The organism is Celeribacter ethanolicus (genome assembly GCF_002407265.1).
Taxonomy (GTDB): domain Bacteria; phylum Pseudomonadota; class Alphaproteobacteria; order Rhodobacterales; family Rhodobacteraceae; genus Celeribacter; species Celeribacter ethanolicus.
Map to the genome: position 1 here is coordinate 2,201,809 of NZ_CP022196.1, position 15,505 is coordinate 2,217,313.

16 protein-coding genes are annotated in these 15,505 nt (G+C 61.2%); 7 read left to right on the forward strand and 9 right to left on the reverse strand.

Annotation, left to right across the window (positions count from 1 at the left end; translation table 11 throughout):
• Window positions 1-22 precede the first annotated feature (22 nt).
• From CEW89_RS10765 to recR, 3 genes are read left to right on the forward strand one after another with little or no spacing between them, the layout of a single operon-like run.
• A complete protein-coding gene (locus tag CEW89_RS10765) occupies window positions 23-1,786 on the forward strand; it encodes a DNA polymerase III subunit gamma/tau (RefSeq protein WP_096805904.1) in 1,764 nt (587 codons plus the stop codon).
• A 29-nt stretch (window positions 1,787-1,815) separates the two neighbouring features.
• Window positions 1,816-2,160 carry a YbaB/EbfC family nucleoid-associated protein gene (locus CEW89_RS10770; RefSeq protein ID WP_066702640.1) on the forward strand — a complete coding sequence of 115 codons (345 nt, stop codon included), beginning with the start codon at window positions 1,816-1,818 and terminating at the stop codon, window positions 2,158-2,160.
• Between the two features lie 42 nt (window positions 2,161-2,202).
• Complete coding sequence (recR, locus tag CEW89_RS10775; protein WP_425321004.1) at window positions 2,203-2,757, forward strand: recombination mediator RecR; 555 nt, start codon at window positions 2,203-2,205, stop codon at window positions 2,755-2,757.
• Between the two features lie 59 nt (window positions 2,758-2,816).
• On the opposite strand, the gene CEW89_RS10780 is transcribed toward recR, so the two are convergent.
• Window positions 2,817-3,548, reverse strand: coding sequence for a DUF1013 domain-containing protein (locus CEW89_RS10780; protein ID WP_096805906.1), 732 nt, complete (start codon window positions 3,546-3,548; stop codon window positions 2,817-2,819).
• A 141-nt stretch (window positions 3,549-3,689) separates the two neighbouring features.
• On the opposite strand from CEW89_RS10780, the gene CEW89_RS10785 reads away from it, so the two are divergent.
• On the forward strand, window positions 3,690-4,331 hold the full coding sequence (locus CEW89_RS10785; protein ID WP_096805907.1) for a ribonuclease T2 family protein: 642 nt from the start codon (window positions 3,690-3,692) through the stop codon (window positions 4,329-4,331).
• Window positions 4,332-4,384: 53 nt separating this feature from the next.
• Here the strand turns inward: CEW89_RS10785 and CEW89_RS10790 are convergent, their stop codons facing one another.
• Window positions 4,385-5,365 carry an NAD(P)H-quinone oxidoreductase gene (locus CEW89_RS10790; RefSeq protein ID WP_096807209.1) on the reverse strand — a complete coding sequence of 327 codons (981 nt, stop codon included), beginning with the start codon at window positions 5,363-5,365 and terminating at the stop codon, window positions 4,385-4,387.
• A gap of 14 nt (window positions 5,366-5,379) precedes the next feature.
• Window positions 5,380-6,090, reverse strand: a complete 711-nt coding sequence (locus CEW89_RS10795) for a COQ9 family protein (protein ID WP_096807210.1) — start codon at window positions 6,088-6,090, stop codon at window positions 5,380-5,382.
• Window positions 6,091-6,202: 112 nt separating this feature from the next.
• On the opposite strand from CEW89_RS10795, the gene rpsU reads away from it, so the two are divergent.
• Entirely contained in the window at window positions 6,203-6,409 is a 207-nt protein-coding gene (gene rpsU, locus CEW89_RS10800; protein WP_058263026.1) for a 30S ribosomal protein S21, read from the forward strand.
• Window positions 6,410-6,518: 109 nt separating this feature from the next.
• Here the strand turns inward: rpsU and CEW89_RS10805 are convergent, their stop codons facing one another.
• The 6 genes from CEW89_RS10805 to mscL all read right to left on the reverse strand — a co-directional run bounded on the left by CEW89_RS10805 (window position 6,519) and on the right by mscL (window position 13,112).
• Window positions 6,519-8,543 carry a DEAD/DEAH box helicase gene (locus CEW89_RS10805; protein ID WP_096807211.1) on the reverse strand — a complete coding sequence of 675 codons (2,025 nt, stop codon included), beginning with the start codon at window positions 8,541-8,543 and terminating at the stop codon, window positions 6,519-6,521.
• Window positions 8,544-8,761: 218 nt separating this feature from the next.
• Complete coding sequence (locus CEW89_RS10810; protein ID WP_096805908.1) at window positions 8,762-9,130, reverse strand: DUF779 domain-containing protein; 369 nt, start codon at window positions 9,128-9,130, stop codon at window positions 8,762-8,764.
• A gap of 185 nt (window positions 9,131-9,315) precedes the next feature.
• Complete coding sequence (adh, locus tag CEW89_RS10815) at window positions 9,316-10,836, reverse strand: aldehyde dehydrogenase (RefSeq protein WP_066702627.1); 1,521 nt, start codon at window positions 10,834-10,836, stop codon at window positions 9,316-9,318.
• A gap of 148 nt (window positions 10,837-10,984) precedes the next feature.
• On the reverse strand, window positions 10,985-11,941 hold the full coding sequence (locus CEW89_RS10820; protein ID WP_066702623.1) for a GAF domain-containing protein: 957 nt from the start codon (window positions 11,939-11,941) through the stop codon (window positions 10,985-10,987).
• Between the two features lie 87 nt (window positions 11,942-12,028).
• Window positions 12,029-12,484, reverse strand: coding sequence for an Lrp/AsnC family transcriptional regulator (locus tag CEW89_RS10825; RefSeq protein WP_066702967.1), 456 nt, complete (start codon window positions 12,482-12,484; stop codon window positions 12,029-12,031).
• A gap of 199 nt (window positions 12,485-12,683) precedes the next feature.
• Window positions 12,684-13,112 (reverse strand): large conductance mechanosensitive channel protein MscL, encoded by a 429-nt coding sequence (mscL, locus tag CEW89_RS10830; RefSeq protein ID WP_066702620.1) that lies wholly within the window; start codon window positions 13,110-13,112, stop codon window positions 12,684-12,686.
• Between the two features lie 150 nt (window positions 13,113-13,262).
• Here mscL and CEW89_RS10835 point away from each other — a divergent pair, with 150 nt between their 5' ends.
• Window positions 13,263-13,961 (forward strand): glutathione S-transferase N-terminal domain-containing protein, encoded by a 699-nt coding sequence (locus CEW89_RS10835; protein WP_096805909.1) that lies wholly within the window; start codon window positions 13,263-13,265, stop codon window positions 13,959-13,961.
• Between the two features lie 65 nt (window positions 13,962-14,026).
• Complete coding sequence (locus CEW89_RS10840) at window positions 14,027-15,499, forward strand: ArnT family glycosyltransferase (RefSeq protein ID WP_096805910.1); 1,473 nt, start codon at window positions 14,027-14,029, stop codon at window positions 15,497-15,499.
• Window positions 15,500-15,505 lie beyond the last annotated feature (6 nt).

Genomic DNA, 15,505 nt, shown 5'->3' on the forward strand with positions numbered 1-15,505 from the left:
GCCGCAACCAAGGAGGCCCCGCATGACCGACACCACCACCGGCTACAAGGTTCTGGCGCGCAAATACCGCCCGGAAACCTTTGCCGACCTGATCGGTCAGGATGCCATGGTCCGCACCCTGAAAAACGCCTTTGCCGCCGACCGGATCGCGCAGGCCTTCATCATGACCGGCATTCGCGGCACCGGCAAAACCTCTACCGCGCGGATCATCGCCAAGGGGATGAACTGCATCGGCGCAGATGGCACGGGGGGGCCGACAACCGAACCTTGCGGGGTCTGCGAACATTGCGTCGCGATTTCCGAAGGGCGTCACGTCGACGTGATGGAGATGGACGCCGCGTCGCGCACCGGTGTGGGTGACATTCGCGAAATCATCGATTCGGTGCATTACCGGGCGGCCTCCGCACGCTACAAAATCTACATCATCGACGAGGTGCACATGCTCTCCACGAGTGCGTTCAACGCGCTCCTGAAGACGCTCGAAGAGCCGCCCGCCCACGTCAAATTCATCTTCGCCACAACCGAGATTCGCAAAGTGCCGGTGACGGTTCTGTCGCGTTGCCAGCGGTTCGATTTGCGCCGGATCGAGCCGGAGGTGATGATGAATCACCTTGCGGGCATCGCCGAAAAAGAGGGCTCTGAAGTCGCGCAGGATGCCCTCGCGCTGATCACCCGTGCCGCCGAAGGCTCCGTGCGCGACGCGCTGTCTCTGTTGGATCAGGCGATTTCCCACGGTGCGGGCGAGACCACCGTCGATCAGGTCCGCGCCATGCTGGGGCTGGCCGACCGGGGGCGTGTGCTTGATCTTTTCGACATGATCATGATGGGCGATGCCGCAGCCGCGCTCGGGGAACTCGGCGGTCAATATGCCGACGGGGCCGACCCTCTTGCCGTGCTGCGCGATCTCGCCGAGATCACCCATTGGGTCTCGGTGATCAAGATCACCCCCGCCGCCGCCGAAGACCCGACCATCGGCCCGGACGAACGCGCCCGCGGCCTCGCCATGGCTGAGAAACTGCCCATGCGGGTACTGTCGCGCATGTGGCAGATGTTGCTCAAGGCCATCGAAGAAGTCTCCGCCGCGCCCAATGCGATGATGGCGTCCGAAATGGCGATCATCCGGCTCACCCATGTCGCCGATCTGCCGATGCCCGAAGATCTGGTGCGCAAGCTCACCGAACAAAACCCGCCGCCCCGCCCGCCCTCCGGTCCTGCGGGCGGCGGCGCAGCTTCGGGCGGCGGCTCTGTTTCCGCTCAAGGTGGGTCCATGGCCCCGCGCGGTCCCGTGCATGGCCCGACGATGTCCTCAGGCGCTGCCACGGCCACGGCTCTCGCCCCGGACGCGGCACTTGCCCGCTATGTCAGTTTCCAGTCCCTCGTCGATCTCGTCGGCGAGCATCGCGACATGAAACTCAAGATCGACATGGAATCCTATATCCGCCTCGTGAGTTATCGCCCAGGCTTCCTCGAGTTCGAGATGACGCCCGACGCTGATCCCGAATTCCCGCAGCGCCTGCGCAGCCGCCTCTTTGCCTTTACCGGCCAGAACTGGGGCGTGACGCTGGCAAAGGCCCCCGAGGGCACGCAGACACTGCGCGAAGTGGCCGAAGCCGAGGAGCGCGCACTCCGGGCCAAAGCCATGGAACACCCGATGGTCGCGAAAGTGTTCGAGCTGTTCCCCGGCGCGGAAATCACGAAAATACGCACGCCGGAGGCCATCGCCCAGGAAGCCGCCCTCGATGCGTTGCAGGAAGTCGAAGACGAATGGGACCCGTTCGAAGAGTGAACGCCCTCACAGGAACTATGGAGTAACAGATGTTCAAAGGCCTAGGCGGTCTCGGCGATATGGCCGGGATGATGAAAAAAGCCCAGCAAATGCAAAAGGATATGGCCGAGCTTCAGGAAAAGCTTGAAACCATGACCGTGACGGGCGAATCCGGTGCGGGTCTGGTCAAGGCCACCGCCACCGCGAAAGGCCAATTGACCGGCCTCGACATCGACCCGACGATTTTCCAGCCCTCCGAGAAGGAAGTGGTCGAGGACCTGATCCTCGCCGCCATCAAGGATGCGCAAGCGAAAGCCTCCGAGAAGGCCGAAAGCGAGATGAAGGCCCTGACCGAGGGCTTGGGTCTTCCCGCCGATTTCAAACTGCCGTTCTAAACCGTGAGCGGTCGTCAGGACATCGAGGATCTGATTGATCTCATGGCGCGCTTGCCAGGGCTTGGGCCGCGGTCCGCACGCCGCGCCGTTCTGCATCTGATCAAGAAACGCGGGCGGCTGATGCAGCCCCTCGCCCAATCCATGCAAATGGTCGCCGATCAGGCCCGCGAATGTGTGCGCTGCGGCAATATCGGCACGGCTGATCTCTGTGACATCTGCGCGGACGAGCGACGCGCCAATGGCGAGATTTGCGTGGTCGAAGATGTCTCCGATCTCTGGGCCATGGAGCGCGCGGGCGTGTTCAAGGGCCGCTATCATGTTCTGGGCGGAACGCTCTCGGCGCTCGACGGCATCGGGCCAGAGGATCTGCGCATCCCGGCGCTCGTGACGCGCGTGGGCGACGAGCAGGTGCGCGAAGTGATCCTTGCGCTTGGCGCCACGGTCGACGGCCAGACCACTGCGCATTACATCGCCGACGAGCTGTCCGGGCGCTGCACGGTCAGCTCTCTGGCGCAGGGCGTGCCGGTCGGGGGCGAACTCGACTATCTCGACGACGGCACGATCACCGCCGCGCTCACCGCCCGCAAAAGCCTCTGATCCCATAAAAAAACCCGGAGCTTGCGGCCCCGGGTTTCTCATGTCGTTCGACGCGACGATTATTCGTCATCGTCCTCGTCGTCACGGTCCGGCAGGTTGAAGAAGCTGTCGGCATCCGGCAGCTCGTCTTCCTTGTCATCGTCATCGACGGTGAGCGAGAAGGTTTCAAGCCCCGCAATCGCGGTCGGAATCTTCGGCTCCGTATCCATCTCGAGCGAATCCTCGGTCGACAGAAGCTTGCGTCGTTCGTCGTCGCTCATCGACGCATCGCGGTTTTTCGAAGCCTTCTGAACGGCGGCATCCAGTTCGGATTGCTTACACAGGCCCAAAGCCACCGGGTCGATGGGCTGCATGTTGGCGATGTTCCAGTGGGTGCGCTCGCGGATCGACTGGATCGTCGGCTTGGTGGTGCCCACCAGTTTCGCGATCTGGCCGTCGGACAATTCCGGGTGGAATTTCACCAGCCAGAGGATCGAATTCGGACGGTCCTGACGTTTCGACAGCGGCGTATAGCGCGGCCCGCGGCGCTTCTCTTCGCCCTGGGCTGCGGCGTTGAACTTGAGCTTCAGCCTTTGCAGCGGGTTTTCTTCCGCCGACTTGATTTCTTCGGCCGTCAACTGGTTGTTGGCGATCGGATCGAACCCGCGCACGCCACCGGCGACCTCGCCATCGGCGATGCCCTGCACCTCGAGCTCATGCAGACCGCAGAAATCGGCGATCTGTTTGAAGCTCAGCGTGGTGTTGTCGACCAGCCAAACAGCGGTGGCTTTCGCCATAATCGGTTTTGCCATGGGTCACACTCCTTAAAAATGCGGCTCTCCCCGGATACAACTTTCCCGTCGCCTGAAAGGGCTTTCCCCGATGGGGACGGTTCTCGTTGTCGGGGAACTTCGCCGCTGTATAGTGCGGATCGCAATCGGAGGAAAGAGAAAATGCGTCAACGGATCGTGACCGCCCTAACCTGCCTTGGTCTTCTGACCGCCACGCCCTGCTTTGCCGAGGGCGAACAGGCGGGCGATTTCGACTATTACGTGCTGTCGCTCTCTTGGTCGCCCACATGGTGCGCGCTCGAAGGCGACGCCCGCAACTCTCCGCAATGCGACGGCGATTTCGGCTGGGTGCTCCATGGTCTCTGGCCGCAATATGAACGCGGCTGGCCGTCCTATTGCCACACCTCCGCACAGGATCCGTCGAAACGCGAGACCGCCGCCATGGAGGACATCATGGGCACCTCGGGCGCGGCCTGGTATCAATGGAAGAAACACGGCCGATGCTCCGGCCTCACAGCCCAGGACTTCCTCTCTCTGTCCCGGGAAGCCTATGACAAGTTCACCCGCCCCGAGGTGTTCCGCAAACTCAAGAACGACGTGAAACTCCCGGCTTCCGTCGTCGAAGAGGCCTTCCTCCGCGACAACCCCGGTCTTGAGGCCAACGAGATCACCGTGACCTGCAAAAATTACCGCATTCAGGAGGTCCGCATCTGCCTCACCCGCGATCTCGAACCGCGCACATGCGGCACCGACACGATCCGGGATTGCACACTGGACGATGCGCTTTTGGAGGCCATCGACTGAGTATTTGAAGCAGCAAAGGAAACAGCCACCCGTCTCCTTTGCTGCCAAAATACTCACATCTCCAGAACGATCTTGCCGATATGCGCCCCGCTTTCCATATGCGCATGCGCACGCCCGGCCTCGCCCAAAGTGTAAGCGCTGTCCATCACCGGCCCGACCTGCCCCGCTTCGATCAGCGGCCAGACCTTTGCCAAAAGCGCTTCGGCGATCTTCGCCTTGGCCTCATCGGATTGCGGACGCAGTGTTGATCCCGTCACGGTCAGACGCCGCATCATGATTTGTGCAAAGTTCACCTCGGCTTTGGAACCTTGCAGGAAGGCGATGTTCACCAAACGGCCTTCCATCGCAAGCGCCTTGATATTGCGGGGGATATAGCTTCCCCCGACCATATCGAGAATGAGGTTCATCCCGCCCTCTGCCTGCGCCACCTCGACGAAATCCTCGTCGCGATAATTGATCGCACGCTCCGCGCCGAGATCGAGACAGGCCTTGCATTTCGCTTCCGACCCTGCGGTCGCAAACACCCGTGCACCAAAGGCCCGGGCAAGCTGGATCGCCGTCGTCCCGATGCCCGAGGACCCGCCATGGACCAGGAAACGCTCCCCGGCCAGCAAGCCGCCGCGCATGAACACGTTCGACCAGACGGTGAAAAACGTCTCCGGCAGACAGGCCGCCTCTTTCAACGATAGGCCTTTCGGCACCGGGAGCGCATGGGCCGCAGGCGTCGCGACGTATTCGGCATACCCACCTCCCGGCAAGAGCGCGCAGACCTGATCGCCGACCGCCCAATCCGACACGGACGCCCCCACGGCCACGACCTCCCCCGCGCCCTCAAGACCCGGCAGGTCGGAGGCCCCCGGCGGCGGGTTGTAAAGCCCGGCGCGTTGCAGCGCATCGGGCCGGTTCACCCCGGCATAGGCCAGTTTGATCACGATCTCATCGGCGCGCGGCCTCGGCACAGGGCGGGTGCAGGGTTTCAGCACCTCCGGCCCACCCGGTTCGGAAATCTCAACGGCGCGCATGGTTTCGGGCAGGTTCACGGTTTGGCTCATTGCGTCACCTCCGCCCCCTCTTTTTGCGTCCCCGGCACATCCGCGCGCCGTGCTCCCGCAGGTGCCTTCACCATCGAAAGCGCCGCGTCCGGCAGGGCAAACATCGCCGACAGGATCTTGTTGTCGCGCACCTTCGCCTTTGCCTTCTCAACCTGCATCACATCGTCGATGCGCCGGTCGAGAAACGCCTTGGTGTCGGCAAAGCCTTCGCTGTCATCGCCCAGCCAGAACAGCACCACAGAGGCAAACACCCCGGACAGCGTCGCGCGTTTCGTGTACCAGTTCACATCCTCCGATGTGTCGCCCAGCGCGGTCCAGATCGCATCCGCCGTTTCCCAGACCAGTTTCGTGCCCTCTGGTGCCAGATGCGGCAGCGAGAAAAGCGACATGCCGCGCCGCACCACTTCGCGATCCACCGCCTGAAGCCGCAGCCAGACGGCATGGGCGATCTTGTCGCGGAACCGCATCTGCGACATGTCGGCTTCCGCCAGCGCCTTGACCATCTCACGGTCGCCCCGTTTGTGATAGGCCGCCGCCAGATCGACCGATCCGCGCGGGGCCGCCACCCTGGCCAGCGCCTCGGACACACCCGAATCAGCCACTGCCGCCTTGAAGCTGTCCGGCCCCCAGCCGTCGAAAACCACATGGATCAAAGCCGCATCGAGCAGTTTTTCACGGGTTGGATCGGGATAAGCGGTGGTCGGCATGTCTTTGTCCTCCTTCAGGGTCTCGGGCATAGTAGACAAGCTAGAGTGTCTTTGCTATACGGCCACCTCCTGCAATTTTTGCAAATCTAACTTAGGAAGGTGGTGACACCACATGCAGGTTAGCGTTCGTGACAACAACGTCGATCAGGCCCTCCGGGCTCTGAAGAAAAAACTTCAACGCGAAGGCGTTTTCCGTGAAATGAAGCTCAAGCAACATTTCGAGAAGCCGTCCGTGAAGAAAGCGCGCGAGAAGGCCGAGGCCGTCCGCCGTGCCCGCAAGCTGGCTCGTAAAAAAGCTCAGCGCGAAGGCATGCTCTAATTAGAGCGAGTTCGACGTTTCGAACGGTCCTTTCGGGGACAGATAAAAATACAACCCCCGGCAGCTCTCGCTCCGGGGGTTTGTTTTTGTCTTCCAGTCCGGCTGTGCCTCAGCCCTTGCGACGCGGCGTGGCGTCGCCACCTTTCGCGCCTTTGCGGAAGGGCTTCGGGCCGCCGGGACGTTTGAATTTCCCCTCCGGTTTTGCGCCCGGTTTACCTGTCGGTTTGCCGCCCGGTTTGCCCATGGGCTTGCCCGACGCATGTCCGACGTTTGTCCGACGTTTTGCCGACGGCTTATCCCCGCCGTTTTCCGCAGCAAAACTGCCGCCCTTGCGATGCGGTTTCTTCGGCTTCGCAGGCGCATGCACCGCGTCGTCGCGTTCCTTGCGCACAGGCCGCTCGAACTTCGGCTTCTCCGAACGCGGGCGCTCTTGCGGCGCGGTTTCGCTCAGATAATCTCCAGCGGAGGTATTGCCGCGCGGCTTCTCGAAACGCGGTTTGCCCTTGGACGGAAAAGCTTTTTGCGGCCGTCCAGCGGGGCTGCGCCGACCGCCTTGCATCTCCGGCTCGCCCGCAAGCGCCGTGACCGTGATCCCGTCCTCAAGCACGTTGCCCGCCCCGAGCCGATCAAGGAACCCCGAAAGCGCCGCTTCCTGCAATTCCACGAAGGTCTCCGTGTCTTGCATGCGGATCTTACCGATTTGAGTTTTCTCAAGATTTCCGGCCCGGCACAACAGCGGCAACAACCAGCGCGGCTCCGCATTGCCATCCCGCCCGACCGACAGGGACACCCATTTCGACGGGCCGAAAGCCGCGCGCGCATCCTGCGGGCGCTGCGCCGTATGGACGTTCAGCTCTTCGGGGGCCGAGAGGCCCGCGCGATAGAGCCGCAGACAGGCGGTCGCCACCTGTTCCGGGCTGAATTTCTCAAGCAGCTTCGCGGCAAAGGTCTGATCGTCCTCGGACAGCTCCCCCGCCCAGGCCGCATCTTCCATCAACCGGCTCTCGTCGAGCGCGAGGATCTCCTCGGCGGTCGGTGCATGAATCCATTCCGCTTCGATCTTCGCCCATTTCAACAGGCGCGCAGCTTTTTTCGAAACATTATCCGGGGCGATCAGAGCCGAAATCCCTTTGCGCCCGGCCCGGCCCGTCCGGCCGGAGCGGTGCAACAGACCTTCGGTGTTGGTCGGCAGATCGGCGTGGATCACCAGTTCCAGATTGGGCAGGTCGATGCCACGCGCGGCCACGTCGGTGGCCACACAGACACGCGCGCGGCCATCCCGAAGCGCCTGCAACGCATGGCTGCGCTCGTCCTGCGACAGTTCGCCGGAAAGGCTCACCACGGCAAAACCCCGGTTCGCGAACCGCGCCGTCAGACGCGCCACCGCGGCGCGGGTGTTGGCAAAGACGATGGAGGTCTGGCTGTCGTGATAGCGCAGAAGGTTGATGATCGCATGCTCGGCATCGCGCGGTGCGCATTGGATCACCTGATAGGTGATGTCGCTGTGCTGTTCGCGCTCGCTGATCGTGGTGACGCGAATGGCATCACGTTGATAGGTCTTGGCAATTTCAGCAATGGACTTCGACACAGTGGCCGAGAACAACAGCGTGCGACGATCCTCAGGGGCTTCACCGAGCATGAATTCGAGGTCTTCGCGGAAGCCGAGATCAAGCATCTCGTCGGCCTCGTCGAGCACGATGGCACGAATGTCCGACAGGTCCAGCGCGCCGCGCGTGATGTGATCGCGCAGACGGCCCGGTGTACCGACGACGATATGCGCGCCACGCTCAAGGCTGCGTCGCTCATCGCGGGCATCCATGCCGCCGATACAGGTCGAAATCCGCGCGCCGGTTTTGGCATAAAGCCAGCCCAGTTCGCGGGCGACCTGCATGGCAAGCTCTCGGGTCGGGGCAACGACAAGCGCGAGCGGGCTTCCGGCATGATCGAAACGCTCTGCGTCTCCGAGAAGCGTCGAGGCGATGGCAAGGCCAAAGCCAACGGTTTTGCCCGACCCCGTCTGGGCCGACACCAAAAGATCCGCCTCCGCAAGTTCGGGGGCGGTGACGGCGGTTTGCACGTCGGTCAGGGTGTCGAACCCGCGCTCGGCGAGGGCTTCGGAGAGAGGCGTCAGCATCAGGGGAAAATCCGTATGGGCGCCCAAACGCGGGCGCAAGATAGCGTTCTTTAGCGGGTTTGTTCGCAGGAGTCTACAGGGGGTCGAGGCTCAGCCCCTGCGGTTTCGTCCGCTTTTTGAGTATTTTTACAGCAAAGGAAAGATCTGAGGGGCTAAACAGACGTTAAGGTTAATCAGATTAAGGTTCACGCAGGTGGAAGGGACGCGGAAGGGAGGCGTCAAGCCTCGCTGGCTGCGAGCTCCGCCCATTCCGCATCGCTGAACACCCGCGCTTTCGACAGAAAACAGCGCCCCCGCCCGGTATCGAGCGAAAATCCCGCGCCATGACCGGGGCCCGCATCGAGGATCATCTGGCTGTGTTTCCAGATCTCGAAGAGCGAAGCGGAAATCCAGACCGCTGCGCCCTCAACCTCCCCCAGTTTCACGTCGCGCATGCCGATCAGGTAGTCGCCCTTGCGGTAGCACATGGGGGAAGAGCCGTCGCAACAGCCTCCGGATTGCACGAAGACGACCGGGCCGTGTTCGGCGGTGATCTCGGACAGGAGATCGAGGGCGGCTTCTGTGGCGAGCACACGGGCGACGGGCATGGCAAACCTCCTATCGTGTCATGAGGCAGAAACGCCCTGCCCTGTCCTGCGATCGCAGTGAGAGCAGAGCGTTCGACTTCCGGCTTTCGGGCGGAAGGGCGCGGGGGCGTGGCCCAAAGGGGGAGGAGAACACGCACCCCGCAAGGGGTAAGCCCTCAACCGGGCTTAACCGGAGCAGAGGTTTCTCAGAAGAACCCCAGCTTATTCGGGTTGTAGGAGACGAGCATGTTTTTCGTCTGCTGGTAGTGATCGAGCATCATTTTGTGGGTCTCGCGCCCGATGCCGGACTGTTTGTAGCCACCGAAGGCCGCGTGGGCCGGGTAGGCGTGGTAGTTGTTGACCCAGACACGCCCCGCCTCGATATGGCGCCCGAAGCGATAGGCGCGGGTCCCGTCACGGGTCCAGACGCCGGCGCCGAGGCCATACATCGTATCGTTGGCGATATGGAGCGCCTCTTCTTCGTCCTTGAAAGTCGTCACGGAAACAACCGGGCCAAAGATTTCTTCCTGGAAGACGCGCATCTTGTTGTGGCCTTTCAGGATCGTCGGCTGGATGTAATAACCGCCTGCCAGATCGCCGTTGAACCGTGCGGCATCGCCACCGACCAGAACTTCGGCGCCTTCTTCGCGACCGATGGTCAGATAGGACAGGATTTTCTCCTGCTGCTCGGAGCTGGCCTGAGCGCCCACCATGGTATTGATGTCACGCGGATCGCCTTGTTTGATCGCTTTCACACGGGCGATACAGCGCTCGATGAATTCGTCGTAGATGTCTTCCTGAATGAGCGCACGCGACGGGCAGGTGCAGACCTCGCCCTGGTTGAAGGCAAAGAGCACAAAACCTTCGACCGCCTTGTCGAGATAGGCGTCATCTTCGGCCATCACGTCGGAGAAGAAGATGTTCGGCGATTTGCCACCGAGCTCAAGCGTCACCGGGATCAGGTTTTCGGTGGCGTATTGCATGATCATCCGACCGGTCGCGGTGGAACCGGTGAAGGCGATCTTCGCGATGCGCGGCGAACGTGCCAGCGGCGCGCCCACTTCGGCACCATAGCCGTTGACGATGTTCAAAACACCCGCCGGAAGCAGATCGGCGATATGCTCGATCAGAACCATGATCGCAGCCGGGGTCTGTTCCGCCGGTTTCAGCACGATACAGTTGCCCGCAGCCAGAGCCGGCGCCAGTTTCCAGGCAGCCATCAGGATGGAGAAGTTCCACGGAATGATCTGGCCGACAACGCCCAGAGGTTCGTGGAAGTGATAGGCCACGGTATCGTGGTCGATCTCGGACATGGTGCCTTCTTGGCTGCGCAGAACACCGGCGAAGTAACGGAAATGGTCGACCGAAAGCGGAATGTCTGCGGCCATGGTTTCGCGGATCGGCTTGCCGTTGTCCCAGGTCTCGGCGGTCGCGATATGTTCGAGGTGCTCCTCGATCCGGTCTGCGATTTTCAGCAGGATGTTGGAGCGCTCGCCCGCAGAGGTTTTGCCCCAGGCTTCGCGCGCCGCATGAGCCGCGTCGAGCGCCAGTTCGATATCTGCCGCGTCGGAGCGGGCGACTTCACAGACCTTCTCTCCGGTGATCGGGGTCGTGTTGTCGAAATATTTGCCGTTCACAGGCGGGGTGAACTTGCCGCCGATGAAGTTGTCATAGCGGGTTTTGAAAGGGGAAGCGTAGTGTGCGCTTGCCTCGGCCTGAACGTTCATTGAGTTCCTCCTCGTTGTTGCATGACGTCCTCCACGTCACGCTATAGGAGGAAATGTGAACGCTCACATAAGGGCGGCGCAATCCCCGGAAACCGACGCCGCAGCGCGGCAATGTCTCACCTCTGAGACAGGTTGAGACAGGTTCCGGTCAGTTTGCACCCGTATCATTTAGACCGAGCCTGTTCATCCGCCGATAGAGCGTGGCCCGCCCGATCCCAAGCTCGCGCGCCGCCGCCGAGAGATTCCCGCCCGCCCGCGCAATCGCGCGTTTGAGCGCCGCCCGCTCGGCCCGCTCCAGAGCGGAGGCGGAATCGTCGCGACCGAGAATATCTGAGGCCGGGCGTGGCGCGATCTGGCTTCCGAAGCCCAGCCCATAGGCACGCCGGGCCGCACGGGTTGCTCCGATGATCAGATCGTCCTGATCGACGGCCAGAAGTACGGCGCCTTCCGGGCGCTCCTCGGGAGCCGCGATGATGCGGGCTTTCGGGAATGCCGCACGGAAGGCTTCGGTTTCGATCTGCTTCGCGGTCTGAGACACCACGCCTGCGATCAGGCGCGCATAGGCTTCGGTCTGATCGGCGCGACAGGACGACACGTCGAGCGCCGCGATCAATTCGCCATCGGGGCCGAAGATCGGCGCATCCATGCAGGACATCACCGTGTTGCGGCTCATGAAATGTTCGCCACGATGGATCGTCAGCGCACGGGCCTCGGTGATACAGGTGCCGATGCCGTTGGTGCCCTCGGCCTCCTCCGACCAATCCGCCCCGGTCCAGAGCCCCCAGGCTCTGAACGTCTCCGCATCGGCATCCTTCGAACGCTGATCGAGCACCACCCCGTCGCGATCCGTCATCAAAACGGAACAGCCGGTGTTTCCGACCATCTGAAAGAGCTGATCGAGCTTGGGTGCGGCGAGGCCCATGAAGCCCTCGAGACGGGCCCGGCGCTCCGCGATCTCCGCGTCAGAGAAACGGCGCGGCCCGGGATCGCGGCTCGGATCCAGCCCGTGCTTTTGCAAAGACCGCCGCCAACTGGCCGTCAGACGCGTGCCGACGGAGCCCGATTCGACGGTGGAAATGATGTGTTCAGCGTGGTTTGTGCGCATCCTGGCCGCCTCCTCCCAAACGCGGCGTCCGACAGGCTTACCATAGGGCAGACGATTTCGCCAAATCGTGATCCTGCGGCTGCATTCTCAGACCGGGAGGGCCGTCGTTTTGAAGACGGTGCGCATGGCAAAAGAGGATTGCATGGTCTGCACCCCCGGCAAACGCACGAGCTGGCGATGCACTTCGGCGAAATGATCGGTGTCGGCGGCCACCACCTTGAGGATATAATCCGCCTTGCCCGCCATGAGGTGACACTCCAGCACGTCCGGCATGTTGCGCACGGCTTTCTCGAAGGCGGCCAGAATGTCATCTGCCTGGCTGGTCAGGGTCACTTCGACAAACACGGTCGCCCGGCGGTCGAGATGACGCGGATCGAGAAGCGCCACATAATCGCGGATGATCCCCTCCGCCTCCAGCCGCTGCACCCGCCGGTGACAGGCCGAGCTCGACACATTGGCCTCCTGCGCCAGATCGGCATTGGAAATCCGCCCGCGTCGCTGCAAGATCCGCAAAATCCGGCGGTCGGTGTCGTCAAGTCTGATCATCGCGCAGCTTTCTCCCGCTTCAATCCATCAGGATGCAACAATCTCCCACGATTGTTTTCTTACGACAAGAGCGACGGAAGACATGCGAGACCACGTATCATGGATATGTGTCCCTTGCGGTGCAGCACACCGCGGAAAAGGCCCGCACCCTCCCGGATGCGGGCCTTTCTCCATTCGGCATTCGGTCGTCGCGGACTTATTTCTTCAAAGAGTCGCGAATTTCGAGCAGCACGTCGAGTTCGGACGGCCCCTTCGGTGCCTCGGGCGCAGCCTCTTCTTCCTTGACGGCGGAATCCTTCACCTTGTTCACGAACTTGACCAGCAGAAAGACCACGACGGCGATGATCAGGAAGTTGATCACGGCCATGATGAAAGAGCCATAGGCAAAGATCGCAGCCCCCGCTTCGCGTGCGGCCTCCAGCGACATACCCGGCGCGACCTCGCCGGAAATCACCACATAGCGGTTCGTGAAATCGAGCCCGCCGGTGAAGACCCCGATGATCGGATTGATCAGATCGTCGACCATGGATTTCACGATGGCGGTGAAGGCCGCACCGACAATGATCCCGACGGCCATGTCCATGACATTGCCCTTGGCGATAAACGCCTTGAATTCTTTAAGCATTTCGAAGTTCCACTTCTGTCCCACACAAGGCCGCATGCTTTGGGCGCGGCGCTGCACATTGCATAGCACAATGCCGCACATGCGGAATGGTTTTTTTCCGGGCCGGACGCCATAGGTTATGTGTCAATTCGAACGCATCAGGGAAAACTTATGGCAACTCTCACTCACCCGATCACTGCGCGCTGGCCCGCCCGACACCCCGAAAAGCTTCAGCTCTATTCCTTTCCGACACCGAATGGCGTCAAGGTCTCCGCCGCGCTCGAAGAAATGGGCATCGACTATGAAGCGCATCTCGTGACCCTCGCCGATGCGGATGTGAAAAGCCCCGAGTTTCTGGCGCTCAACCCGAACAACAAGATCCCGGCGATCATCGACCCGAACGGGCCGGACGGGGAACAGATTGAGTTGTTCGAAAGCGGGGCGATCCTGATCTATCTCGCCGAAAAAACCGGAAAATTCCTCTCGAAAGACCCGAAGACCCGCTATGAGACGATCCAATGGCTGATGTTCCAAATGGGCGGCGTCGGGCCGATGTTTGGCCAGCTCGGGTTCTTCTACAAATTCGCAGGCGCCGCGATGGAAGACCCGACCGCACGTGATCGCTATATCAACGAGGCCAAACGGATTTTGAACGTCCTCGAACAGCGCCTCGAAGGCCGCGACTGGATCATGGGCGACTACTCCATCGCCGATATGGCCATCGCACCCTGGATCAACGTGCTGGAATTCTATGGCGCGAAAGAGGTTGTGGGCTATCACGATCTGAAAAACGTACCGGCCTATGTCGAGCGCTTCTATGCGCGTCCTGCGGTGGCCAAGGCCAACAACATTCCGCCGCGCCCGGAGTAAGGCATGGACCCTGCCTGTGTCACCGGATAGCATGATGAAAACATTATTCTCTGGCTGAACATACGATGACACAGGCGATTTCCGATCAATCCGGCGCATATGAGGCTGCACAAGGCGCCCGCATCACGCGCTACTTTTTCCTCGCAATCACGCTCTACTATCTACTGCAAATCGTTCAGCGCATGATTATGGGCGGCGGGCTTGAGGCGGATGACGGCGAGATGCTTATGATGACGCCAGGCCTGCAATGGGGCTACGGTCCGCAACTTCCGTTCTACAACTGGGTTCAAGTCCTCGTCTTTGGCGTTTTCGGCAAAGGTCTGTTTGGCATCACATTGCTCAAACATGCGTTCCTTTGGGCAACCTTTGCTTTGCTTTTTGTGGGCCTGAGAGCTTGGCTTTCGGCAAAACACGCCGCCATCGCCACACTGTCGCTCTTCCTGATCCCGGATATCTCATGGGAAGCAGAGCGGATCACCACGCATTCCAATGCCATGCTTGCCGCCATCTCCGGCACATTTGCAGCGTTTCTTTGGGTGATGCGGACCGGCCGGTCGCGCGATTGGGTCTTGCTTGGTATCGTCATGGGGTTGGGCGGCATTTCCAAATACAATTATTGGGTCGTCCCGGCAGCCTTCATTTTGGTCGCATTAACTATGCCCGAACCAAGGCGTCTTCTGCGCAGCCCACACGCATTGATTGTCCCTGTGATCGCGGCGGCTTTTTGTGTTGGCCCCTATCTTTGGATGCAATCCAACGCCGAGCTTGCCATGGCGTCTGCGCATAAGTTTGAGCTTGATGAGGTGCAAACCGCCCTCCTCCCTGAGGGGGTTATCGAATATCTCGGAGGCCTGGTCGCGCTTTTGCTTTTGCCCATGATCGTTGCGGGGGGGATGCACCTTGTGTCACGCAAGGCACCACGCGGCGAAATTTCCGCCCCATGGCTCCCCGCACTGCTGACCCGTATGGCGATCTTTAGCATGATCATTGGCCTCATCATCGTTTGGGGTTCCGGTGCCGGGAAAGTCACGACGCGGTGGTTGCTACCCATCGTCATGCCTCTCGTCATCGCGATATTCCTCCTGCTCACGAAACGCATCAGCCGGAAAGGAACTGTCGCGTTTTGCGGTGCAACGGCGCTTTTGGCGCTTGGCATTTTCGCGGGACTTGCCCACGACCGCTTCAAAGACGGTGCGCGCCGCGATTACGACTTTGAAGGGCTTGCTCAAGCCATCGAGGCTTTGGATCTGCCTTCGGACACGGTGATTGTGAGCGGTTTTTACCTTGGTGGAAACCTCTCGCTACTTCGCCCTGACTGGGACATCTCCTCAACTCTTCCAACCTCGATGAGCGACCGCGAAGTGCCGCATGTTCTGGTCCTAAGTCGCTATGACGAAGACCTGATCGCGCGTGCAAAATCGGTTGATTGGATCGGCGCCGACACTGCAACCTTTGAGCCGCGGCAGAGCCTTATCCTTCCGGCACATCACAGCGATGCGACCTTGCCCGTCTACTTCCGTTTCGGACGCATCAAATAGGGGCTG

Coding starts and splice junctions, on each gene's coding strand:
- CEW89_RS10765 (WP_096805904.1), top strand. CDS start 23: ATGACCGACACCACCACCGGCTACAAGGTTCTGGCGCGCAAATACCGC.
- CEW89_RS10770 (WP_066702640.1), top strand. CDS start 1,816: ATGTTCAAAGGCCTAGGCGGTCTCGGCGATATGGCCGGGATGATGAAA.
- recR (WP_425321004.1), top strand. CDS start 2,203: ATGGCGCGCTTGCCAGGGCTTGGGCCGCGGTCCGCACGCCGCGCCGTT.
- CEW89_RS10780 (WP_096805906.1), bottom strand. CDS start 3,548: ATGGCAAAACCGATTATGGCGAAAGCCACCGCTGTTTGGCTGGTCGAC.
- CEW89_RS10785 (WP_096805907.1), top strand. CDS start 3,690: ATGCGTCAACGGATCGTGACCGCCCTAACCTGCCTTGGTCTTCTGACC.
- CEW89_RS10795 (WP_096807210.1), bottom strand. CDS start 6,090: ATGCCGACCACCGCTTATCCCGATCCAACCCGTGAAAAACTGCTCGAT.
- rpsU (WP_058263026.1), top strand. CDS start 6,203: ATGCAGGTTAGCGTTCGTGACAACAACGTCGATCAGGCCCTCCGGGCT.
- CEW89_RS10805 (WP_096807211.1), bottom strand. CDS start 8,543: ATGCTGACGCCTCTCTCCGAAGCCCTCGCCGAGCGCGGGTTCGACACC.
- CEW89_RS10810 (WP_096805908.1), bottom strand. CDS start 9,130: ATGCCCGTCGCCCGTGTGCTCGCCACAGAAGCCGCCCTCGATCTCCTG.
- adh (WP_066702627.1), bottom strand. CDS start 10,836: ATGAACGTTCAGGCCGAGGCAAGCGCACACTACGCTTCCCCTTTCAAA.
- CEW89_RS10820 (WP_066702623.1), bottom strand. CDS start 11,941: ATGCGCACAAACCACGCTGAACACATCATTTCCACCGTCGAATCGGGC.
- mscL (WP_066702620.1), bottom strand. CDS start 13,112: ATGCTTAAAGAATTCAAGGCGTTTATCGCCAAGGGCAATGTCATGGAC.
- CEW89_RS10835 (WP_096805909.1), top strand. CDS start 13,263: ATGGCAACTCTCACTCACCCGATCACTGCGCGCTGGCCCGCCCGACAC.
- CEW89_RS10840 (WP_096805910.1), top strand. CDS start 14,027: ATGACACAGGCGATTTCCGATCAATCCGGCGCATATGAGGCTGCACAA.